Source organism: Enterococcus sp. 125944 (genome assembly GCF_051909435.1).
GTDB classification, from domain to species: Bacteria; Bacillota; Bacilli; order Lactobacillales; family Enterococcaceae; genus Enterococcus_D; species Enterococcus_D gallinarum.
The window spans coordinates 1-24,620 of sequence record NZ_JBQASY010000002.1 but is presented as its reverse complement, the minus strand read 5'-3'; the positions used below and the strand labels follow the sequence as shown (position 1 = coordinate 24,620).

Genomic DNA, 24,620 nt, shown 5'->3' with positions numbered 1-24,620 from the left:
CACATACATTTTAGACAAAAAGATCCCCAGAGTAATGGTCAGCTAGACTGTACCATTATTCTGGGGATCTTTGCTTGTGTCAAATCAGAAAAGTCTAAAAGACTTGGACGCCTTCTCGATCGATCTGCAACTGTTCGATCGCTGCATTGGTTTCAAGCGCATGGAGAAGGCGGCAGATCTTATCTGCCTTTTCGGGTGGGACAATCGCTAAGACAGTTGGTCCAGCCCCACTCAGGAAGCAGCCATAGCCGCCTTCTTCTTCACAAATTTGGCGGATCGTGGATAAATGCGGAATTAATTTTTCACGATAGTTCTCATGAAAACGATCCGCCTGCATCATTTTACCTGCTAAAGGTAGATTCCCTTTGATCACTGCTGCGATCATCACATTGGCGATTGCACTGGCTTCAACAGCAGTTGAAAAGTCCAGTGTTTTAGGGAGGACATTCCGACTAGCTTCTGTCAACAATTGTTCTTGCGGAATATAAGCAACAATATCGCATTCCGGAAAATGATGTTTAACAACATAAGTTTGTTTATGTTCATGATCAAAGGCCGTAATCAGAAAATCGCCATAAATTGCCGGTGCCACATTGTCGGGGTGGCCTTCAATGGCCGTTGCAATATCAACTTTCTGTGCATCACTTAAGTTCAGGTGTCCTAAACGATTGGCTAATTCGATTCCAGCCACGATAACCGATGAACTGCTGCCTAATCCCCGTGCTAAAGGTATATCTGAGTACATGCGGATTTTACGCGGTGTAAGTGTAGGTGCAAGCTTCAGCGCGACACGTAACAGCAGATTACTTTCATCATTAGGGATTTCACTGCCAAGTTCATGTAAGATCTCCCATCGGTCACTTTCTTCCATAATTTCAATGAATAGATATTTTGAGAGAGCAATCCCGCAAGAATCAAAACCAGGTCCTAAATTTGCACTGGTTGCAGGAACGCGAATCTTCATAGTTGAGACACTCCTTTACGCAGGTGTTGCCGCATTTCTTCTAGATCACTCATCTTATGGATCGCTACTTCAGTAGCCTGAATAGCTGTATCAGGATCTTTCAAACCGTTTCCAGTAAAGACTGCCACTACGGTTTCACCAGGACGAATTTTCCCGTTTTTCACGTGCTGAATCACGCCTGCTAGTGAAGCAGCCGATCCTGGTTCAATAAAGACACCGTCTTGTGCAGCTACCTTTCGGTAAGCATTCAAGATCTCTTCGTCGGTTACAGCATCGATAAACCCTTTTGATTCATCACGAGCGGCTTCTGCTAGCTTCCAACTTGCTGGATTGCCGATCCGAATCGCTGTTGCGATTGTTTCTGGCTCTTCGATTACCGCGCCTTTTACGATTGCTGCGGCACCTTCTGCCTCAAATCCATGCATTCTTGGTAGTGAAGTCCCTTGTTTGTCATGCCATTCTTTGAATCCTTTCCAATAAGCAGAGATGTTTCCAGCGTTTCCTACTGGAATTGCTAGTACATCTGGCGCTTTCTCCAACTGCTGGCAAATTTCGAAGGCAGCGGTTTTTTGTCCTTCCAAACGGTAAGGATTGACTGAATTCACGAGGGCCACAGCTTCTGTTTTGGCAATTTCTCTAACTGCTTTTAGTGCTTCATCGAAATTCCCGGGAATAGAAATAATATCCGCGCCATAAACGATTGCCTGTGCCAACTTGCCCATTGCGATCTTACCATCTGGAATCACCACATAGGCTTTGATTCCTGCTCGTGTCGCATACGCTGCTGCTGCAGCACTGGTATTACCAGTAGAAGCACAAACGATTGCTTTTGCGCCTTCTTCCACCGCTTTGGCTACTGCCATCACCATTCCCCGATCTTTGAAAGATCCAGTAGGATTTAGTCCTTCGTATTTCCCATATAATGTGATACCCAATTCTTTTGATAAGTTATTCAATGGAATCAGCGGTGTGTTTCCTTCTGCTAATGAGATTAGCGGTGTTTTTTCTGTCACCGGTAAATACTCTTTATAGTGCTTTAATAGTCCTTCATACATCTGCTACTTCCTCCATTACTTTCATGATTTGGCTAATTCGACCATCTTCAAAAATCGATAATGCTGTTGTTAATTCCGAGGGACTCAATGGCTTCGTCAAAAATGCTTTCTTTTCCAAGATAGATTCTTGGTCGATCCAGTCCAATGTCTGTTGCTGCGCTGCTAATGGTCCAGTCAACGCAATGTAATAACGTTGACGAAGCTCATCTGGTACTGCAATCTGAGTCGGCTGTTCAAAGGTTAGAAATGATTCAGTGATCCCAGCAGATTTATTTTTAGCGATCTCCGTCACATCTGCCAGCACACTCGTCGCAGTAGGACGAGCTCCCGCTCCAGGCCCGTAAAGCATGGAACGATCGATGCCCGTACTTTCGATATACACGCCATTAAACTCATATTTGATTGAGGCTAGCGGATGGGGCTTAGGGACAAGAACTGGACCAACAGAAACAGCGACATGATTTTTTGGTGTCTTTTGTGCCGTACCAATAAGTTTCACTTCATACCCTAGTTGTTGGGCATAAATGATGTCTTCAATTGCTAATCCACGAATGCCGCCGATAGAAACATCTTTCATCTCGATCGTCATACCAAATGCAAATTTTGTCAAGAGGACCATCTTATAAGCTGCATCAATACCGTCCACATCATTGGTCGGGTCCGATTCTGCAAATCCTTTTGCCTGTGCTTCAGCTAGAACTTCCTCATAACTTAAGTTATCTGTTAACATTTTTGTCAGCATATAATTCGTCGTACCATTGACGATGCCAGAAATCGAGGTAATCGTATCGGGTAAATAATGCGTGCTTAATGTTCGCAATATAGGAATCCCGCCTCCCACGCTGGCTTCATAATACAATGCAACACCGGCTTTTTTAGCAGCGGCAGTCAGTTCTGGGCCATGAGTCGCCAAGAGATCTTTATTGGCGGTTACAACATGTTTCTTGTGAGCTAACGCACCAAGAATAAAATCCTTCGCAGGATCGATCTTGCCAATCAATTCCACAATGACATCGATGGACTCATCCTGATAGATTTCCTGAATATCACTAGTCAGTTCAAACCCGTATTTTTGGGCAATTGCGCTTTTATCATCATAAGGAGAGGCCAATGCTTTCGTAATAAAAATCTCGACACCAGTTCGGGCTGCGATTGCCTCTCTTTGTTCCGCTAATAGTTGGCAGACTCCAGTGCCTACGACACCCATTCCTAGTAGTCCTATATTTAATTGCTCTTTCATATAGCCTCCTTACCGAAAACGTTATTAAAAAATCGTTCATCCATTTTTAATTTTCTACTAGCATACCAAAAAGCATAAGAAAAAACTAGGACTTTCGAGAAATTCTCGTCCTAGTTTCAGCGGTGATGGATATGAGCGAATGTTTTTTGTAAGATGTCGACTACGTGCTTGTCATCTAAACTATATAAAATTGTCTTTCCTTGTCGTTCCGATTTTACGATCCGATTATCTTTCAATAGTTTCAATTGATGAGAGACCGCAGATTGTTCCATCATCACTTGCTCTGCGATCGAAGTTACATTACGTTCTCCTTCTTCTAAAGAAAGCAATATCTTCAAACGTGTAGGATCACCAAGCATTTTAAAAATTTGAGTGACTTTTTGGATATCTTCTTGATCTGGTTGAGTCATGCTGGTCTTCCTTTCTCGATGGTGAATAAAATTCTAGCTGGTTCAAGCATTCTTTGTCAAGCCCCATTGAAAACTAGGCGTCAAAATATATGCATGATCCACCCAAATACCTGGAAAAGAAGCAGCACATTTTCCTGTAATATGTTCTCCAAGAAGAACTGAATATCAGCAAAATAATCTATCTGCTTCTCACCCAAGTATTTGAAAAGGATCTAGCTCTTGTTTATCGCTTAAACTTCTGTAATTTCATTAATGGCAGCTTCAAGTTCAGCAATTTTATTTGCTGCATCTTCAGAAGAGTTTCCTTTGACACCAATGTAAAATTTGATTTTTGGTTCAGTTCCAGAAGGACGAACCGCAATCCAGCTCTCATCTTCAAGAGTATATTTCAATACATCTGACGGTGGTGTAGTCATTTTTTGCATGTGACCATCTAAACCAACTCTTGTCAATTCTTTGAAATCTTCTGTTTGAACGACTGGTATACCCGCGAAAACTGATGGTGCTTTTTCTCGGAATGTTTTCATCAATGCAGTGATTTTGGCTGCACCTTCCATACCGCTCATCGTAACAGAAATCGTTTTTTCGGCATAATAACCATATTCCTCAAAGATATCTTGCAATCCATCATAAAGTGTTTTGTCCGATTGTTTATAAAAAGCAGCGACTTCAGCCAACAAGACAAGTGCTTGGATCGCATCTTTATCTCTCACAAAAGGTTTTACCAAGTAACCGTAACTTTCTTCAAAACCAAACATGAACGTATGGGAATGATCTGTTTCATACTGTTGGATTTTTTCGGCAATGAATTTGAAGCCAGTCAATACATTGACCATTTCAACGTCGTAAGACTGGGCAATCGCTGTTGGCAATTCACTAGAAACGATCGATTTTAGGACTGCTGCATTTTCCGGTAGTGTGCCGGCATTCTTGTGGGCTTCTAGAATGTAACGGATCATCAATGCGCCTAATTGATTTCCTGTCAATACTTGATAGTTTCCATCAGGCATCCGGACTGCAGCACCCAAGCGATCCGCATCCGGATCAGTTGCAATCAACAAGTCTGCGTCTTCTTTTTCTCCCAGAGCAATCGCATATTCAAAGGCAGAATGTTCTTCTGGATTCGGTGACTTGACTGTACTGAAGTTTGGATCCGCAACAGCTTGTGAAGGTTCAATAATAAATTGCTCAAACCCTGCTTGTTTCAAAGCTTTTTCACCAAGCATCCGACCTGTTCCGTGTAATGGTGTGTAAACTAATTTAAGATTTTTCCCTGTTGTCTCGATTAATTTTTGATCGATTGTCACTGTTTTGACTTCTTTTAGATACGCAGTATCGACCTCTTCGCCGATAATCGTGATCAATCCACTATGCTTTGCTTCTTCTTCTGATAAAACTGGAATTTCTAATGGATTTTCAATTTCTCGAACAAAAGCTGTCAAGGCGTCCGCATCTGCTGGAGGCATTTGTCCACCATCTTCGCCGTATACTTTGTATCCATTATAAGCTGCCGGATTGTGAGATGCTGTAATCATGATTCCAGTGAACGTATGCAAATAACGTACCGCAAAAGATAATTCAGGGGTTGGACGTAAGCTTTCAAACACAAAGGCAGGAATATCGTGTTTTGCTAATGTCTTGGCTGCTTCCATCGCAAATTCTGGTGAAAAATGACGAGAATCATATGCGATTGCGACACCACGGCGACGGGTTTCTGGATCTTGTGTATCCATGAAGCGCGCCAATCCCTCTGTTGCTTGACGGACCGTATAGATATTCATGCGGTTGATCCCAGGTCCTAAGATCCCTCGCATCCCAGCAGTACCAAATTCAAGCGGCATATAAAAAGCATCTTGCAACATTTCTGGATCTTTCTCCAGTTCTGTTAACTGATCCTTCAACCCTGCTTCTAATTGTTGATGATTTTTCCATTGCTCATAAATTTGTTCCCATCCCATACAAAAACCACTCCTTCTAACTTTAAAATGACTATAATTTTAGTATAACACTACTTCTGTTTTTCTCAAAGAATAACCAAACGAAAATGCAAACGCACTGCTATCAAAAACGAATAACGTTTTATAAATAACAGTGCGTTCGATAATTATTTAACTGGTTGCTGGTCTTTTTGTGTTTCTATAAAATCAAATACTTGTTGGCCAGCGATACTGCCGTCCCCGACTGCTGTAGTGATTTGTCGTAAGCCTTTTTCTCGAACATCCCCTACCGCATAGACGCCTGGCATAGTTGTTTCCATCATTTCATTGGTTGGGATCCAACCTGTTTCATTCGTGAGTCCGCTAGCTCTGAATGGTTCAGTCAATGGATCTAGCCCAACGTAGATAAAGACACCACCAGCCGCTTCTTCCGTTACTTCATTTGTTTTGACATTTCGCACTTGAACACCAGTTACGACCATCTCGTTGCCCTTGATTTCTTCCACGACAGAATCCCAAATAAATGAGATCTTTTCATTGGCAAATGCTCGTTCTTGGATGATCTTTTGCGCACGTAGCTCATCCCGACGGTGGACAATCGTTACTTCTGAAGCAAATTGTGTTAAGTAGATCGCTTCTTCGACTGCAGAATCTCCACCACCAACTACGATCAACCGTTTGTTGCGGAAAAAGGCGCCATCACAAACTGCACAATATGAAACTCCGCGTCCAGCGAATTCTTCCTCGCCTTTGACTCCTAATTTTCTATGTACACAGCCTGTTGCAATGATCACAGTTTTCCCTTGATAATTCTTGTCTTCTGTGCAGACTTCTTTGTACTCTCCATGATCCGTGATCCCTTGAACGATGCCATAGGCATTCTCCACGCCAAAGCGGATGGCACTTTCATACATTTTAAAAGCAAGTTCTGGGCCTAAGATCGAATCGAAGCCAGGATAATTTTCAACCTCAGCAGTATTATTCATTTGACCGCCAGGAGCTCCCCGCTCAATCATCAGGACAGATAAATTTGACCGTGACGCATACAGCGCTGCTGTCATGCCGGCAGGTCCAGCGCCGATAATAATTACATCATACATAATTGTTCCCTCCATTTTCGACTACCCATACTTTACTTTCAAAAAGAATTTCTGTCGAATGTTCTGCTTACAAAAAATAATAAGATATTCCCGTTTTTTTCTCTGAAAATTACATTGACTTTCTTTTCATTTTTTGTAAAATTTTCACGATACATCTATTATATAGAAAACGGGGAGTCCTTACAATTGAATAAGAAAAAACTTTTGAAAAGATCTGATCGGGAACTATTGTTTCTTAGCTGGCCGATTTTTGTGGAACTATTTTTACGTGTGATTATTGGGAATGTCAATGTATGGATGATTTCCCATTATTCTGAACCAGCAGTCGCTGCCGTCAGCGCAGCAAATCAATTGCTGAATCTGACCGTCTTTATTTATGGTTTCATCACTGTCGGTACGCAAATCATTATTGCTCAACTAATTGGTGCGAAGCAGCGGGAAAAAATCCCTACTGTGATCAATACAGCACTTTTTGGTTCTCTATTCTTAGGTATTTTGATCAGCTTGATGTTTATCTTTGGCTCTGATCCATTGCTGCATTTTATGGGATTAGAAGAAGCATTGGTTGATTTGGGTCGCGGCTACCTGCAAGTATATGGCGGAAGCTTGTTTATTTCTTCGCTGACAGCTGTCATTATCGCGGTCATGCGTAGCCACAGCTTTACGAAACCTGCTTTGCTTGTACCGATGTTTGCCAGTATCCTAGCTGTTATTGGTAACTACTTTGTACTTTACAGTCCTTTTGGCTTACCTAATTTCGGTGTAACAGGACTAGCTTTCTCCAGTGTCTTCGGCAATACGATTGGCTTGATTGTTGCGGCATTTTTACTGAAAAAACACGTTGGTTTTTCTGTTCTTTCTGCCCGATTGAAGTATTTATCATGGGATGTAATGAAAAATGTCTTAACCTATGGCCTACCTTCCTCAGGAGAATCTTTGTCTTATCAAGGAGCACAAGTGGTAGTAACGATGATCGTTGCGCAATTAGGTTCAAGCGTGCTGATTGCTAAGTCTTATGTTACAGCGATCACTCAATTTGTGTATTTGATCGCCTCGGCGTTAAGTCAGGGAAATCAAATCATGATTGGTCGTCATGTAGGCGCAGGAGAATTTGAGCGAGCACAAAAACGGGGCATGCGCACAATGATTATTGGCATCATCGCTTCTGTTACAATTTGTTTATTGACCTATCTCTTTATCGAACCGATTATGGGAATCTTTACTACCAATGCTGAAGTCATCTCAATCGCTAAAGGCGTATTTCTCGTTGAAATCGTCCTAGAGACAGCACGTGCGGTCAATATGATTCTAGTGGGCTCTTTAAATGCCAGCGGGGATGTTAAATTCCCATTATTCTGCAGTTTGATCGTTCTTTGGGTCATCAGCTTACCATTCTCGTACTCTTTGGCCATCGTCTTTAAATTTGGCTTGATTGGTGTCTGGATCGCTTACGCAATTGATGAAGCATTGCGGAGTATTTTAATGATTTATCGTTGGCATTCCGGTGTGTGGAAAACCAAATCGGTAGTCCATGGAAAAGAAATTGAAGGCGAAGTCGCTTCAGAAATCTAATGACTTGCTAAAAAGGTCATCTTTTCTGCCAATTAGACAATCGAATGTCAAAGCGAATAAAAGAGCGTGAAACAAAAGTAAAAAATACTTTTGTTTCACGCTCTAAACACGTCTAAACAGCGGTAGCCGAAACAATGTCTTCGGAAATAAGTCGAAATACCAAAAAATTGAAAAGCAATTTCCATATATTCCTCCTTATTTATCGAAGTTTAACACTTCTGATCCCAACCTCTTTTTGCTGCCTTGTGTCTATTTACTGCTAAAAGAAAATCAATTATTTTTGGTTTTTCATCCAGATTGAACTATACTAATTACAAGTTTAGAACTACTGAACAATCAACAATTAGAAAATACTGTCAACTATCGAAAGGAGCAAAAAAATGTCAATTTACGCGTTTCAAGCCACTTTGGAAAACGGTGAAACCTATTCATTAGAACGCTATCGGGGGCAAGCCATCATTGTCGTCAACACGGCGACAAAATGCGGATTGAGCCCCCAATTCAACGAACTTGAAGAATTGTTCCAACGATATCGTGACCAAGGATTGATGGTCTTAGGCTTCCCTTCCAACCAATTCAAACAAGAAGTTCATTCTGCTAGTGAAGCTGCCGAAGCTTGTCGCACAACCTATGGTGTTGACTTTCCGATGCATCAATTGACAGTCATCAACGGAAAAGAAGCTGATCCGCTTTTTCAATACTTGGAGGAAGAAGCCCCAGGAACGATGGGGAAAGCGATCAAATGGAATTTTACTAAATTTTTAATTGATCGCAAGGGAAATGTCGTTGAACGTTTTGCCCCTCATACTAATCCAACCAAAATGATCCCTAGTATTGAAAAGGTTCTTGGCTAATGATCTAACCAGAAAAAACATCCACTCACTCATCGGTTTGCAACAGCAATGAATACTCTCTCACTGCTGTTTGCGCCATGAATGCGGGGATGTTTTCTTATTCTTTAAAGTTGTTCTCCATTTGAAGCAATCACTTCTTTGTACCAATCAAATGATTTTTTCTTTTTCCGGGCCAATGTTCCGTTCCCGTGATCATCCATGTCCACGTAAATAAAGCCATAGCGTTTTTTCATCTCACCAGTTCCTGCCGATACAAGATCGATACATCCCCAAGGTGTATAGCCAATCAAGTCTACGCCATCAAGAGTTATCGCATCTTTCATGGCTGCAATGTGTTTTTTGAAATAATCAATTCGATAATCGTCATTGATCGAGCCGTCAGATTCCACTTTGTCTATGGCACCGAATCCATTCTCTACTACAAATAAAGGAAGATGATAACGATCAGACAATTGACACAATGAGATCCGCAACCCTAATGGATCGACCGCCCAGCCCCAATCCGATTCGGTTAAATAAGGATTTTTCACCGCAGGCATTTGGTTGCCGCCAACATACTTGACTGTTTCAGGATTTGCTGAAGAAGCGGTTGACATATAATAGCTAAAACCGATATAGTCAACCGTTCCGTTCGCAATGACCGCGTCATCTCCAGCTTCTTTTTTGATTTCGATCCCTTCACGTTCGAACTCTTTTACCTTGTGGGCAGGATAATAGCCTTTTGCTTGAACGTCAATATAGAATTCTTGTTCCCGATTGAATTGCAATGCAGCTAAAACATCCTCTGGGTTAGCTGTCATCGGATAACTTGGAATATACGCCACCATCATCCCAATCATGAAATCCGGGTTGATTCGGTGTCCCATTTGTACTGCTTTAGCACTTGCTACAAACAAGTGATGAGCAGCTTGATACTTATGCTGCTTATCATTTTTATGAATACCAATTTGTGTCCAACTTCTCAAAAAGTTGATCTCGTTAAACGTCATCCAATATTTCACTTTATCTTGGTAACGAGTGAAGATCGTTTCGCAGAAAAACAAGAAATAGTCGATCACTTTGCGATTCGACCAACCATCATATTCATCCGCTAAATACATAGGAATATCAAAGTGATTGATCGTCACCACTGGCTCAATGCCATGCTTCAACAGCTCATCGAAAACTGCATCATAAAAAGCCAGGCCGTCTTCGTTGATCTCTCTGGTTCCTTTTGGACAAATCCGCGCCCAGGAAATAGACATCCGAAAACACTTAAAGCCCATCTCTGCAAACAACGCAATATCTTCCTGATAATGATGGTAAAAGTCTGTCGCCACATGACTAGGATAATACTGCTCTGGATCGATGTACCCAACGGCACCTTCAGGTAATTCGGTATCCCGAGTAACTTTCCCGATCTGGCCGTCTTTTGTTTTATAGGTAATCATTCGCGGCTGATCCATACTGCCTCCTGTAATGGCATCGAGGGTGCTTAACCCTTTTCCGCCAGAAAGATAGCCGCCTTCATATTGGTTCGCAGCTGTTGCGCCACCCCAAAGAAAATTTTTTGGAAACCCCATATTATCCCTCCATCGTAAAGACTATCAGCGGCTTTCTTCTTAGAATTCATCCAAGAAGAAGCCGCAAGCATGATTATTTGTTTGTTAAGTCTTCGCCATTTGAAGCAATGACTTGTTTGTACCAGTCGAAGGATTTTTTCTTCGTCCGTTTCAGCGTACCATTGCCTTCATTGTCGCGATCAACATAGATAAAACCGTAGCGTTTTTTCATCTCACCTGTTCCCGCAGAGACCAAATCGATACATCCCCATGTTGTATACCCTAATAGATCAACACCATCTTGTTCAACAGCGTCTTTCATGGCTTGTATATGTGCTGCAAGATAATCAATTCGGTAATCATCCTCCACATAGCCATCAGCATCTGGTGTATCAACAGCACCCAAACCGTTCTCTACAATGAATAATGGTTTTTGGTAACGATCATAAAGGTCATTCATAGTAATCCGCAAACCTAACGGGTCGATCTGCCAGCCCCATTCGCTTGCTTCCAAATAAGGATTTTTTACTGAAGCAAAAATATTTCCAGAAGTTTGTTCCAATAGCTCAGCATCTGTTGTCGATACCCGAGAAGAGTAGTAAGAGAATGAAATAAAATCAACTGTGTGGGCCTTCAATAACTCTAAGTCGCCTTCTTCCATTTTGATCTCAATCCCGTTACGGGCCATTTCCTTCAATGCATATTGTGGGTATTCTCCCCGAGACTGGACATCAATGAAGAAATAGTTTTCGCGATCTGATTTTCTTGATGCCCAAACATCTTCAGGCTTACTTGTGTAAGGGTAGTAGGCACCTGCAGCCAGCATACAGCCCACTTTATTCTCCGGATCTACTTCGTGAGCGATTTTCGTCGCAATCGCAGATGCCAATAATTCATGATGGGCCGCTTGGTATTTGACCTGCTCCACGTTGTCGCCTTCTTCAAAATAGAGGCCAGCTCCCATAAATGGCGCGTGAAGAATCATGTTGATTTCGTTGAAAGTTAACCAATATTTGACCAATCCTTTGTAACGATTAAAAATAACTCGGCATAAATTCTCATAAAAGCCTACTAATTCTCGTGAACGCCAAGCACCATATTTTTCTACTAAATGCATTGGACAATCAAAGTGTGTGATCGTTACCAGTGGTTCAATACCATATTTATGACACTCTTTGAAGAGATCCTCATAGAATTTCAAGCCGTCTTCATTTGGTTCTTGTTCGTCCCCTTTTGGAAAAATACGACTCCAAGCAATGGACAAACGATAGGTTTTAAAGCCCATTTCTCCAAATAAAGCAATATCTTCTTTGTAACGATGATACATATCGATTGCTTCTTTGGCAGGATAAAAATGATCCTCATCAAAATCAAACATTTTCATCTGTCCTGTGATCACTGGAAAACGATCTTTACCGATCGGTACAACATCGACATTGGCTAGGCCTCGCCCACCTTCGTTGTATCCTCCTTCACATTGATTGGCAGCAGTTGCGCCGCCCCATAAAAAGTCTTTTCTAAATCCCATTATTTCATTCCTACTTTCTTGATATTTTGTTGATTAATTAAGTGATTTTGCCAGTTCGTCTTGAACTTCGATTCCTTCTTTTTCCAAACGCTCAATCGTTGATTTAAAGTTTGGTAGATAAGCTTTGTGAGCAATAAATAATTCATCCATTACGCGTTTAGCTGTTTCTCCTGATGGCACCAATGGGTTAATGGTGAAAGCTTGTAATGCGGTATTGTAATCGCCAGTAACCGCTGCTTCGATCGTTAAAAGCTCCATAGCCTTCATTACCTGTAGCCAGCCTTTTTCTGCAGTCGGCAGCTCGCCAAAAGCCACATTGCGGGCACCTTGTCCCCCAACATACGCGGTAACTTCGACAACACAATCAGCCGGTAGGTCAGGAACAGCTCCCTCATTTTTGGTTGAGACCACGATCTGGGTATTTTTGTTTGCATAAATCGAGGCAATCGTTTCGCAAGCCGCATCTGAATAGTAGGCTCCCCCACGTTGCTGCAGCTGTTCTGGTTTATGATCCAATTCTGGATCTTTATAAAGTTCAAAAAGTTCTGCCTCTGTTTGCTTCACTTGCTGCGCTCTCGTTCCTACAGTCTGATATTCTTCCAGTGCATGCTTCAACATTTCTTCTTGACGATAGTAATAGCGATGATAACCGCAAGGAATCATTCTCATTTGTTCTAATTGTTCACGATAAAACGGCACATCAAAAATATTTTTCGGCAAACCATTATCTTCCTGATACATTTTATCAATAATATCCATCGTCACATCATTTCCGTGTGAGTCAGTGACTTTATGCCAATGGAAATGGTTTAAGCCAGCAAATTTGTAGATTAACTCATCCGGCTCTTTACCGATCAATGCAGGTTCGATCATGGTCGCCATCACAGGAACATTGCAAAGTCCAATCACTCTATCCCATTTCCCATAACGGACAACCGCTTCTGTGACCATGCCGCTTGGATTGGCAAAATTAATCAACCAAGCATTTGGACATAAGCGTTTCATATCTTCTACGATTTCCAGAATAATTGGTACTGTCCGAAATGCTTTAAACATCCCGCCAGGACCGTTGGTTTCTTGACCGATCATGCCATAATAGGCAGGAATACGCTCATCTTTGATCCGGGCATTCAGCAAGCCTACTCGAAATTGAGTCGTAACAAAATCTGCATCTTTCAAGGCTTCTTCTCGATCCAGCGTCATGTGGATTTTCACATCATAAGGAGAAGCATCCCACATTCGCTGTGCCATCGCTCCAACGATTGCCAGTTTTTCTTTTCCTGCTTCGATATCTACTAACCAAATTTCCCGAATTGGCAGTTCTTCATAGCGTTTGATAAAGCCTTCCATTAACTCCGGAGTATAACTACTGCCGCCACCAATGGTAGCGATTTTGATTCCTTTTGTCATTGTATTGCTCCTTTGCTATTTTATTTACACCCTTATTATCATTTATAAAATAATTAGATTCAATGTAAATTTATTATTTAGAAAAAGCGTTTGCAAATCTAGGGATATCTTGCGAGTGATTTGTAAAAAGTATTTACAAATCGAATGGTATAAGGAATAATATTCATATCGACAATTATTCAAATACTCAAAAAAGAAAAATTTCCGATAATTTTATTTACAAACAACTATATAAAAATGTAAAAAGGAATGTGGACACCATGTTATTACAAGAAAAAATGCGCCAAATCAAGTTGGCCCCTGCTGAACGATCTTTGATCGATTTTTTATTAGCCAATCCAACTGCGATGGCTGATCAAACCATCAAGGAATTGTCTGAAAAAACCTACGTTCATCCTTCTACTTTTATTCGGATTGCCAAAAAATTAGGCTTCAACGGTTGGCTCGACTTAAAGACAGCCTTTTTGGAAGAGCAAACCTATATGAGCAGTCATTTTACAGATGTTGATGCCAACTTTCCCTTTTCCTCCCATGACGGCATTATGACGATCGCCAAAAAGTTAGCGAAACTCGAACAAACAACGATTGAAGATACGCTTTCCTTGATCCATCACGATGAACTGCAAAAAGCGAAACAATCGCTACTCAATGCCAGCCATATCAAGATTTTCGCAAGTAATGCCAATACCTTGATTTCTCAAGACTTTGTTTTGAAGATGCGGCGTTTAGGAAAAAACATCCATGTTTGTGACACTTTTGGCGAAAGTGCTTATGAAGCATCCAACTGTACTTCTGATACGACAGCCATCTTGATTTCTTATACTGGTGAAAACAAGATGATCAAAGAAATCGGTAAAATTCTTGCCGAACGTCAAGTTTCAATTATTGGAATGACTAGTATTGGCGAGAACGCATTGGCAAAATTAAGTGATTGTGTCTTAAATATCACAACCCGAGAAAGGCTTTACTCAAAGATCGCAAATTTCACGATTAATACGTCCGTTTGCTACCTACTGGATGTGCTGTATGGAATCGTCTTTTCGGAACATTATGAAAAAAATCTTCAGCATTTGATCGATATTGGCATGGCTTATGACAAACGTCCTACTTCCTCAACGATTATCGCTGAACCAACCTACGATAAAAATCTTCAATACAAAGACTCTCTGTTTCCGAATTAAACGGCTGACAAAAAGCGATCGCCCCACATGGCCGATCGCTTTTATACATAAATAGCTCTTTTTAGAAAGTTTTTGCTAAACGAGAGCTGTGATCAAATCATCTGAACAAGCAACTTCATTTTTATCTGATTCAATAATATCTAAGTAATCAGCAGAATTTGTTACCAAAACAGGGGTCTCAATGTTGAAACCAGCTTTGATCAGCGCATCTTTGTCAAAGGTAATCAATTTTTGACCTCGAGTTACTCTATCTCCTTGCTTGACATGCGCTTCGAAGTATTGCCCATTGAGTTGAACGGTATCTAACCCAATATGGATCAACAATTCCAATCCGTTATCTGAGATCAACCCGATGGCGTGTTTCGTTGGGAACAATGTCATAACGGTACCATCAAATGGAGCAACGACTTCCCCTTTTGTAGGATGGATCAAGATTCCTTTACCTAAGATTCCTTGGGCAAAAGCTTCATCTTTGGCACTGCTTAAAGGTGCAACCGTTCCTTCGATAGGAGAACTAATGATTTCTTTACGTACAGACATTGTAGGTTCGCCTTCAGCAATTTCTTCGACTACTGTATTGTCTTTCCAGAATGCCATCGTCAAACCAAAACCAATCGCTGCAGAGATGGCGATAGCAATCAGTGAAGTCCACATGCCACTCGCATCTCCATCCGGTGTGATGAAGTTAAAGATCCCGAAAATACCAAGTCCGCCCATCGTGTAGCCCGTTACACCATTGACCATTAAGAACAGTCCACCGACAGCACCACCGATCATAGAATATATGAAAGGGGTCTTTTTAGGAAGAGTGATCCCATAAATAGCTGGTTCAGTTACACCAAAGATACCAGAAATGATCGCTGGCGGACATAATGCTTTCATCTTTTTGTCTCTTAATTTGAAATACATGGCAACGACAACTGCTGTTTGAGCAAAGCTAGCTCCAAAGGAACCTGTCAACACTTGGCTGAATCCTTGTTGCGTAACTTGCATGATCGCTAGTGGCACAACCGACCAGTGTAAGCCGAAGATAACCAATACTTGCCAGAAGAATCCTAGAATCAATCCATAAACCGCTGGCGAGAAGTCCATTAGCGCTTGGAATCCGGCACTCAAGAGATCTGTCAACATGCTGATGATTGGACCAATGATCAAGAACCCAACAGGTAAAGCAATCAGTAAGACGAAAAATGGTACCAAGAAAGTTTGCACGACACTTGGAATCACTTTTTTAGCAAGTTTTTGAATCTGTGCAGCAAATGCAATAATGAAAATGACTGGTACGACACTACTTGTATAGGTTGCCCCTACCCATGGAATACCTAAGAAAGTTTGATAGGCAGATTGTCCAAGTAAGCTATAAGGTGCTGCTGCTCCTTCTCCGGCAACTGCGGTAAAGGCTGTTTGCAGCGCAGTGCCTTGAATCGTTGGGTAGCATAGAGCGGCTCCAATAACGATACCGACCATCGGATTCAAACGGAATTTTTTTGCAGAAGTATAACCTAAAATAACCGGCATAAACATAAATATTGCATCACCGATCGCATTCAACATTACATATGTGCCTGATTCTGCTGTATAGTTGAACCAACCCTGTGTACCCAAAAAGACTAATAATGCATTAAACCCTTTGATCATACCGGCAGCTGCTAACGCACCTAAGAAAGGCTGGAAACAACCGCTGAGGATATCGATCAGACGATTGAAAATATTCCCTCCGGAACTTTCTTCTTCACTGTTTTCACTGATCCCCGCAACATCCACTACTTCTGCATAGACATCTGGCACATGATTACCGATAACTACTTGGTATTGACCGCCACTTTTCATCACTGTTACGACCCCATCCATATTTTTCAAGATGTCATCGTTCGCGATTCCTTCGTCTTTCAATTTAAACCGCAGCCGAGTGATACAGTGGGTCAAACTATTGATATTTTCTTTTCCGCCCACATTTGCCACGATTTTTTCTGCTACTTCATGATATTTTCCCATTTTTGTTTCCTCCAATTTTTGTTTGATTGAAGGTTTAGCCAACTGAATGTCACTATCCAAAAAATGCTTTACTATTCCCCAGTTTATTCTGGGATGACCTCCTTTCTTTTATGGTTAGCGATTCTTTTGCACCAATCGCGCAATATGAATCGTTAAATACAAACTTTCATCATTGGACATATCGTAACGATAATTCGTTACCAGAAATGATTTGATTTTTTGCACACATTGATAGGCGTTGCGATATTTTATCTTTACCATCTCAAGGAGCTCATCGTCAGTCTCTTCCGCATGGGTAGAGTGGTTCTGCATGCGGGAAACAAAAAAACGCAAATGCGTAGTAAAACGATAAAAATAAACCGATTCTTCATCGAAAGTTGTTTTAAAATAGTATTTGACGATATTGATGATATCTTGCATTGTTTTCGTCAATTCATAAAGATTGCTTTGATCATTGTTTTCTGTTTGAGCGTTTACCAAATGCAGTGCAATGAAACCCGCTTCATCTTCCGGCAACTCAATCCCATAGCGCTCACTAATTTTTTCAATCGTTCGTTTTCCGATTTTGAATTCATCTGGAAAAAATCGCTTGATGTCCCAGAGAAGAACATTTTTGACAACGATCCCTTTTTTGGCACGCTCGATTGCACTATGTAAATGATCAGGTAAAGAAATATAGATCGAATCGTTGATCGGTGAGGACAACTCTTCTCTTGCATATTCGATTACTTGGTTCGAAAGTTCCAAATATTCTAATGGCAAGTCGGCCAATAATTCCTGAAATTGGGAAGCAATCGTACGATTTTCTAAACGATATACTTTATCGATCGTTTGATCACTGATATCGTCACCAACTTTTTTCTTGAATGCGATCCCTCTTCCCATCACAATAATTTCGTTTTGTTTTTCATCAGTAGTTATCACGACATTATTGTTTAACACTTTACTGATTTTCATGTTTTACCCCCACTTGATTATTGACGTACTAACCTATTTTTATACGAGATAGCCATTCAAATCAATTTTGATCCATACTCCTTTTTTCCCAGAAAAAAAACCTAATGAGAGCAGACCAAATAGCCTTACTTTCATCAGGTTTAGCTTGTTTTTTCAACAATCACTATCCATACGAATGATTAACTTATCCTTATGATAGCAAACAGAGAAAACGCTGTCAATACATTGACCGAAAAAAGGATTCGTTATTTTACTTCCTCCCGATTCCTTTTATAAAATGAATCGATGAAAAACAAGAACCCCACATACCCGCTCCCAAGCCAACACCAACAAAGTGATGGAGTGATGGATACATGGAATTCTAGTAATTAGTTAGTGTCCACTGGAAGGAAACAGCAAAAAATATTCCCGACTGATCACACGTCACTGGACTGTAATTTATACATATCTGCATAAAGGCCTTGCTGTTTTAACAATGAATCATGGTTTCCTCGTTCGACGATACGTCCTTTATCTAAAACTAAAATCAATTCAGCATCCCGAATCGTGGATAATCGGTGGGCGATGGCAATCGTAGTTCTCCCTTGTCGCATATTCGCCAACCCTTCCTGGATCAATCCTTCTGTTTCGGTGTCGATATTGGCAGTAGCTTCATCTAAAACGAGGATTTTAGGATCAGTCACCATCGTTCTAGCAAATGAGATCAACTGTCGTTGCCCACTGGAGTAGCTAGCGCCTCGTTCAATCACTTTGGCATGATAAGTGCCCTCCAGTTTTTCGATAAATTTATCTGCTTGCACAAATTTCGCTGCTGCTCGGATTTGTTCTTCGCTGATTTCTGGGTTCAATAAACGAATATTGTCAGAAATATCTCCATAGAACATGAAAGCATCTTGTAAAACCAATCCGACTTTTTTTCGTAATTCTTCGATCGTAAAATCGCGAATATCATGATCGTCAATCAAAATTTGTCCCTCACCAAATTCGTAAAAGCGCATTAAAACATTAATGATCGAGCTTTTGCCGCTACCAGTGTGTCCCACCAAAGCGACGGTTTCTCCTGGATAAGCAGTAAAGGAAATATTCTTCAATACATGATTTTCTCCATCATAAGAAAAACTGACATTACGAAATTCAATCTTTCCTTGTTCAATGACTTGATTCGCATCTGGATGTTGTTGTGGGGTAAATTCTTCATTATCCATGATTTTAAGAATACGGCTACCAGCCACCATGCCATCAGTAAAGACGCTGAGAAAATCCATCATCTGTGTCATAGGATTGAAGAAGCCTTGGACATAGGTGGTAAAAGCATAAATCAACCCCACTTCAATCGGAGAATGCAAAGCATCAAACCCAAACAATGTTAATGACATCGCAACTGCAATCGCATAGAGAAAATTGATGATCGGCGATAATAGCAACGAATTAGTACGAATCATTGCATACCTTGTCTTGAGGTATTCATCATTCGTTTCCTCAAATTCTCGGTTCAGTCGTGCTTCTTGTCGGAACTGCTGGATAATCTGCATTCCCGAGATCGACTCGTTCAATTTCGTATTCAATTGACTTAATTTTTCTCGCATTTGACGATAGATTCGGGAGCTGAATTTTTGATAATACCAGATGACGATCATCAAAATAGGTAAGAAAATCAGATTCAATAAAGCAATTTTTACGTTGATCTGAAACATGGCGGCAAAAGAAGATAGGACTGCAAAAATACCAGTCAAAACCATCAAAAACACATACCAGAATTCATACAATGTTTCGGTATCATTGCTGACCCGCGACACAATCGAACCTGCCGGAGTCTGATCAAAATACCGCATACCTAAACTATGCAGCTTCTCGAATAACTTGGTCCGCACATATTGATACGTCTGCAAGGAAGCCATCGAGTATAGAAACCATTGAAAAAACCAGATGACTGCTTTGATGACTACCCCAAAGAAATAGAGACCCGCAAAGAAATAGATGATTTGATTGGTTGCTGACTGTTGTGTCAGATACTTATCCATGAATGTCTGCAGAATTCTAGGCAGGAGAATGTTGACGATTGATAAGAGAAAAGCAAAGAAAATGGCTGCAAAAAATATCTTCTTGAAGGGTTTTGCAAATTGTAACATCCGCTTGATGATCAATTTTTGCTCTTTAAATGGAATTGATTTTGACCATTCAGATTCTTGACGTTCCATTATACTTCACTCCCTTCAATTTTGGCTTCCAGTTGTTGCTTGTCCCACATTTTTTTGTACCAGCCATTTTTGGCTAACAGGGCTTCGTGGGTCCCTCGCTCGATGATTCTTCCTTCATCGATAACTAAGATCTCTTCGGCATGCTTCACACTACTTAGCCGATGCGCAGAAATAATCGTTGTTTTGTCTTTTCGATAGTCTCGCAATTTGTGCAAAATATCTTCTTCTGTTTTGGCATCGACAGCTGACAAGGCATCATCTAAGATCAGTAATTCTGGATCAACAATCAATGCCCGTGCGATGGACAACCGCTGTTTCTGCCCGCCAGATAATGAGACCCCTCGTTCACCGACCATTGTTTCGTATCCTTCTGGCAATGCTTTGATGTCATCATTGATTGACGCCAAATCAGCAGCCGCTTCAACCGCTTCTTGTGGTGCTTGGGGTACCGCAAAACGGATATTGTCTCGAATCGACATGGAAAAAAGAAAGTGATCTTGGGGAACATACCCGATAGAGCCCAATAATGCATTCAAAGTATATTCTTTGATGCTGTGCCCGCCAAAAAGAATGTCACCCTCATAATGATCATATTCCCGCATCAGCAACTTCAAAATGGAGGTTTTACCTGCACCGGTTTTGCCAACGATTCCTAATGTCTGTCCTTCATGTAAGGTAAATGCTATCTGTTGCAGCGTGATTTCTTCGGCATCATGATAGCGAAAAGCGTCTAACGCCACTTCAATTTTACCTTGAGCCGGCTCTTGGATCGCGTGTTTTTTTTCAACAATATGGGTTCTTTCCCCCAGCAATTCAGATACCCGATCATAGCTAGCATTCCCTCGTTCTAAAACATTGAACAGACGGCCAATGGCGAACATGGGCCAAACCAACATACCAATATAACTAATAAATGAAACCAATTGGCCAATCGATATCTCTCCTGACATGACAAAACGACCACCCACAATAATCGTTAAGACATATGAGACACCGATAATCAATGTAATGAAAGGATCAAAAAGTGCATCTAAAAAATTGACTTTACGGTTCTTGATGATGGCATCATCAATTTTGGCTTGAAAATCTTGAATATCTTCTGTCTCTTGTCCAAACGTTTTGATGACTTTTATCCCAGTAATACTTTCTTGCGCTTTGTCATTAATCGCTGAAAAAGCTTCTTGCGAATCACGAAAAGCATCATGTAGTTTGCTGCCTAACACTCTAGCCATGACCGCAAGAAATGGCAAAGGAATCAACGCAATCAAGGTCAGACGCCAATCGATAAAAAGGATCATGGCGATGATCGTTGCTCCTCCAGAGATAAACGAATCCGCAAAAGTTAAAATACCCGCCCCAGCAACGTTTTGAATGGCGTTCAAATCATTGGTGGCATGGGCCATCAAATCTCCAGTTCGATGTTTTTGATAGAAAAGATGATCCATTTTGGTGAAGTGATCGAATAATTGACGACGTAAGCTTTTTTCCAAGCGTGCAGCACTCCCCCAAATATTTATCCGCCAGACAAAACGAAAAATATATTGTGCTAATGCAGCGGCAAGCAAAATACCTATCCAAAATAAAATCGTTTCTATCGAAATCTCTTTTTCTGCGATCTCATCAATAATGATTCCGATCACTTTGGGTGGCGCTAATTGAACGAGAGCCACCAAAACCAATGCGGCTACTCCTATATAATAATGTTTCCTTTCTTGTCTAAAAAACCAACCTAACTTTCTAAAAATCGACATAACACCCTCCTATTATTCACTCCTGTTGACTATGTTTTGAATCATCGAAATTTTCGGACTATTTTGGCGATGACTGACCTTCCGATGTAGTTACATTTCAATTCCTCGCGAAACACGTTTTGTTACCTACCCAACGATAGGCACAATTCATTTGGTCATCTACGCTTCGCTTACAGTTCTTCTAAGGGAAAATCACTAAGATGAACTTGCATGCCTCACTGACGCGGTCAATCGCAGTGACTCGCAACACGAGGTATTCCTCCTCATCTGCTTATCTACGCTCTGCCTCGCTGACGCGGCCAATCGCAGTGACTCGCAACAAAAAGCGAGCTGATGGAATCAGCCCGCTTTTTGCGCTAAAAAACCTATTTTTGGTTTTTCATTTGTTGCATCATTTGCCGAATCTTCTTCTCAGAAGGCTTTTGGCCCATTGACATCATCATCGAACGCAACATATCCTCATTAACGGGAGGATTTTTCTTCAGATAATCTTGCATATATTTACGCGCCAAAAAGAAGCCGCCGACAGCGCCTAATAATACCGCGATAACAGCGATCACGATTACAATTCCTAAACTAACCATTTGAAATCTCTCCTTTCTCTTGTACTCTCAATGAATCATTTTACTAGAAAAAAATACAAAAAGAAAGAGAGAAAGCAGGATTATATGTGTCTAAATTTTAGTTGTAGTGGATTTTCTTAGTTTTACAGAGGATTTTGAGGATTTTAAGAAATGTTCTTTCATTTTTGTACATGCTAAAAAGCCTTAGCATCATCAATTTTTTCGCGCCAAGTATACCACTTTTTTATCTTTTTTTCAATAGATTAAGCAAAAATGAAACTATTTATTTTAGAAATCATATTTGTACCATTTTTCTACTCGACTTACTTGAATTTTTGACGGAAATTTCTCATGTACACCTTTTTTTAAATATCGTCGGGTAGCTTCTAGCTTCTCAATTCGGAGGTACTCCTCTCTCCACTTCCCAAAAAATAATTCTCTTAACTGATTTTGTTTGATATCAATAATCATTTTGCTCATTGTTTCTCCACCATCAAGAGACCAATACATTCCTCTCTTTTTCATACGATTGGCAATTTTTGATTGCTGAGATTCCATTACACCAATTCCTGATCCAGAAAAACCGTATTGCTTCGGCGATTTCGTATAGTAAAATTCTTTCAATATTTTTCTGCTAAAGGCATCAAAACGAATTTGTTCTTCCTCTCCTTCAATCATGGATTCAATCGTATCTAAAACCAATCGAGCTTCTTTTTTACTATGAACAGTCAATGCGTGAAAAAAACGTTGATATAAAACAGAATCATATCTTTTAAAAAACTCTTTGACCTTTTCATGTAAATGGAATCTATCCCAAAAATGTATATGCTTTGCTGAAAAAGAACCTGCAATTTCTTTAAAAACATACGGTGTATATCCAGTCCCCATATCCGAATTCGTAATAATTAATGTATTTTTATCTATTTCATAGTGATTATAAATATAATCTATAACTTCTTCTCGAGCTTTTTTATTACTAGATGAAATAATTTCGTGCTTATCAATTAATTGATTCCTTCCTCGATACTTTTCTTTACAACCCTTGTGAATTAAAAAGTGTGCTAAATCAACACGACTTTCTTCTTTTCTTTTGGTTTTAATACTGATTCCATCACCCTCAACATACAATACAGATACTTTTTCTCTAGTCACAGAATTCTTTTTAGACAGCAAACGATATTCTTCCTTCTCTTTGTAGTATTTTCCAGCTAAATTTACAGCTTTTAAGACCGTATCTTTTGTAATATGGATATCTTTTAAAAGTTCGTATGTTTTTGCTACTTCTCTATAAGGCATTTTCGTCGCTAATTCCGCAATTTGTAGTAACAATTCCATCGAAAAACGAGTATATTGAGGTAAGCCCAATGCTTCATCTACTGGATATCGATATTCATGATTTCGTCGATAACACTTTCGAGAAAAAGTCATTTCACCAAAAGTGAAAATCACTGTTCGTTGAGCCGTTTTTACATATTTCCATCCTTGTGCTTGGACTTCCATACCTACTTTCCGTTCAATAACTTGGAGCTTTTCCAGAAACTGTTCAATCGCTTTTTCTTGATATTCTCGTTCGAAATCTAATTCGTTAAACATGCGCAAATTCCTTTACTCTTTTTCTTTCAGTATAGGAATCCTGCATCTTTTCACCAAATCTTTTTTGGTTCTGTTCAATTAACAAAAAAACTTTTAAAAGTCTCTTGATATCACATTTATAACCAAAATTTTCCGTCAAATTCAAAACTATTCATGCTTTATTTATAAAAAAAGACCGAAGTATATACTTCGATCCCTTATTCATTCTTCCATTAATTCTTTTTCTTGTACGAACTCTACTTCTAATTTCTCAAAAAATTCAGGAAGTATTCGTTCAAATAATGCCCATTCATTTGCGGAAAATGGACTTCCATCTTTTTTAGTCATCGTCAATACCATTTCTTTTAGAGAAAGTTTGATCGTATAGTTGATCCGGTCATACGGATTATACGTATAGCCATATAATTGGTACATCATATGATTTTTTAACGAATACAACTCATATTTTTCTCTTACTGCCTCTTTACTAATCAAAATTTTGTAAGAATAAACCATTCGATTTTTTTCATTATCCAACGTAAATTCACCTTACTTTTTATTATATCCTAAATATTCTTTTATTCGTTCATAAGAACATCTTGCATAGACGACACCTAAAATTATCCCCAAAACAACTGTACCAATAAAATGATAAGGATAGTTCTCTACCAAAATCCCTTGCCAACTTAACTACTATGTTAGCTACAAAAAAGATAATATTCCCTATCAAGATAATCTGCGTTATTTTTCATCTGTTCACTTTTACTTAATAAGGGGAAGTAGATTTCTCTT

General features: G+C 40.1%; 19 protein-coding genes. 3 read left to right on the top strand and 16 right to left on the bottom strand.

The window, feature by feature from the left end; genetic code table 11:
* Positions 1–94: 94 nt before the first annotated feature.
* From thrB to trxB, 6 genes are all read right to left on the bottom strand, one after another.
* Positions 95–964 carry a homoserine kinase gene (gene thrB, locus ACTFWY_RS02680; protein ID WP_103299721.1) on the bottom strand — a complete coding sequence of 290 codons (870 nt, stop codon included), beginning with the start codon at positions 962–964 and terminating at the stop codon, positions 95–97.
* Positions 961–2,019, bottom strand: coding sequence for a threonine synthase (gene thrC, locus ACTFWY_RS02675; RefSeq protein ID WP_005471205.1), 1,059 nt, complete (start codon positions 2,017–2,019; stop codon positions 961–963). The genes thrB and thrC overlap by 4 nt, the downstream gene beginning before the upstream one ends.
* Positions 2,012–3,259 (bottom strand): homoserine dehydrogenase, encoded by a 1,248-nt coding sequence (locus ACTFWY_RS02670; protein WP_311810593.1) that lies wholly within the window; start codon positions 3,257–3,259, stop codon positions 2,012–2,014. Before ACTFWY_RS02670 ends, thrC begins: the two co-directional genes overlap by 8 nt.
* Before the next feature lie 116 nt (positions 3,260–3,375).
* Entirely contained in the window at positions 3,376–3,669 is a 294-nt protein-coding gene (locus ACTFWY_RS02665) for an ArsR/SmtB family transcription factor (RefSeq protein WP_003126275.1), read from the bottom strand.
* 230 nt (positions 3,670–3,899) lie between these two features.
* Positions 3,900–5,627 (bottom strand): phospho-sugar mutase, encoded by a 1,728-nt coding sequence (locus ACTFWY_RS02660; RefSeq protein ID WP_005471201.1) that lies wholly within the window; start codon positions 5,625–5,627, stop codon positions 3,900–3,902.
* 146 nt (positions 5,628–5,773) lie between these two features.
* Positions 5,774–6,706 (bottom strand): thioredoxin-disulfide reductase, encoded by a 933-nt coding sequence (trxB, locus tag ACTFWY_RS02655; RefSeq protein ID WP_003126271.1) that lies wholly within the window; start codon positions 6,704–6,706, stop codon positions 5,774–5,776.
* A 186-nt stretch (positions 6,707–6,892) separates the two neighbouring features.
* Here trxB and ACTFWY_RS02650 point away from each other — a divergent pair, with 186 nt between their 5' ends.
* Both ACTFWY_RS02650 and ACTFWY_RS02645 read left to right on the top strand, forming a co-directional pair.
* Positions 6,893–8,278 carry an MATE family efflux transporter gene (locus ACTFWY_RS02650; protein ID WP_311810592.1) on the top strand — a complete coding sequence of 462 codons (1,386 nt, stop codon included), beginning with the start codon at positions 6,893–6,895 and terminating at the stop codon, positions 8,276–8,278.
* 380 nt (positions 8,279–8,658) lie between these two features.
* Entirely contained in the window at positions 8,659–9,132 is a 474-nt protein-coding gene (locus tag ACTFWY_RS02645) for a glutathione peroxidase (protein ID WP_311810591.1), read from the top strand.
* A 104-nt stretch (positions 9,133–9,236) separates the two neighbouring features.
* Here ACTFWY_RS02645 and ACTFWY_RS02640 read toward each other — a convergent pair whose 3' ends face one another.
* The 3 genes from ACTFWY_RS02640 to ACTFWY_RS02630 form a co-directional block, all read right to left on the bottom strand.
* Positions 9,237–10,694, bottom strand: coding sequence for a family 1 glycosylhydrolase (locus ACTFWY_RS02640; protein WP_156247419.1), 1,458 nt, complete (start codon positions 10,692–10,694; stop codon positions 9,237–9,239).
* Between the two features lie 73 nt (positions 10,695–10,767).
* A complete protein-coding gene (locus ACTFWY_RS02635) occupies positions 10,768–12,201 on the bottom strand; it encodes a 6-phospho-beta-glucosidase (RefSeq protein WP_060815317.1) in 1,434 nt (477 codons plus the stop codon).
* Between the two features lie 33 nt (positions 12,202–12,234).
* Positions 12,235–13,611, bottom strand: a complete 1,377-nt coding sequence (locus ACTFWY_RS02630; protein ID WP_003126266.1) for a 6-phospho-beta-glucosidase — start codon at positions 13,609–13,611, stop codon at positions 12,235–12,237.
* A 260-nt stretch (positions 13,612–13,871) separates the two neighbouring features.
* Between ACTFWY_RS02630 and ACTFWY_RS02625 the strand changes: the two genes are divergently transcribed.
* Positions 13,872–14,792 carry a MurR/RpiR family transcriptional regulator gene (locus tag ACTFWY_RS02625; protein ID WP_003126265.1) on the top strand — a complete coding sequence of 307 codons (921 nt, stop codon included), beginning with the start codon at positions 13,872–13,874 and terminating at the stop codon, positions 14,790–14,792.
* A gap of 75 nt (positions 14,793–14,867) precedes the next feature.
* Here the strand turns inward: ACTFWY_RS02625 and ACTFWY_RS02620 are convergent, their stop codons facing one another.
* The 7 genes from ACTFWY_RS02620 to ACTFWY_RS02590 form a co-directional block, all read right to left on the bottom strand.
* Positions 14,868–16,787 (bottom strand): beta-glucoside-specific PTS transporter subunit IIABC, encoded by a 1,920-nt coding sequence (locus ACTFWY_RS02620; protein ID WP_439926452.1) that lies wholly within the window; start codon positions 16,785–16,787, stop codon positions 14,868–14,870.
* Between the two features lie 114 nt (positions 16,788–16,901).
* Positions 16,902–17,744: a BglG family transcription antiterminator LicT gene (gene licT, locus ACTFWY_RS02615; RefSeq protein ID WP_003126263.1), complete on the bottom strand. Its 843-nt coding sequence runs from the start codon at positions 17,742–17,744 to the stop codon at positions 16,902–16,904.
* A 416-nt stretch (positions 17,745–18,160) separates the two neighbouring features.
* Positions 18,161–19,942, bottom strand: a complete 1,782-nt coding sequence (locus ACTFWY_RS02610) for an ABC transporter ATP-binding protein (RefSeq protein WP_376715989.1) — start codon at positions 19,940–19,942, stop codon at positions 18,161–18,163.
* Positions 19,942–21,693: an ABC transporter ATP-binding protein gene (locus ACTFWY_RS02605; protein WP_081131609.1), complete on the bottom strand. Its 1,752-nt coding sequence runs from the start codon at positions 21,691–21,693 to the stop codon at positions 19,942–19,944. The genes ACTFWY_RS02610 and ACTFWY_RS02605 overlap by 1 nt, the downstream gene beginning before the upstream one ends.
* Before the next feature lie 365 nt (positions 21,694–22,058).
* Complete coding sequence (locus tag ACTFWY_RS02600; protein ID WP_029486708.1) at positions 22,059–22,277, bottom strand: YneF family protein; 219 nt, start codon at positions 22,275–22,277, stop codon at positions 22,059–22,061.
* A 267-nt stretch (positions 22,278–22,544) separates the two neighbouring features.
* Entirely contained in the window at positions 22,545–23,849 is a 1,305-nt protein-coding gene (locus ACTFWY_RS02595; protein WP_439926449.1) for an ISLre2 family transposase, read from the bottom strand.
* 201 nt (positions 23,850–24,050) lie between these two features.
* Positions 24,051–24,365 (bottom strand): hypothetical protein, encoded by a 315-nt coding sequence (locus ACTFWY_RS02590; RefSeq protein WP_439926448.1) that lies wholly within the window; start codon positions 24,363–24,365, stop codon positions 24,051–24,053.
* Positions 24,366–24,620 lie beyond the last annotated feature (255 nt).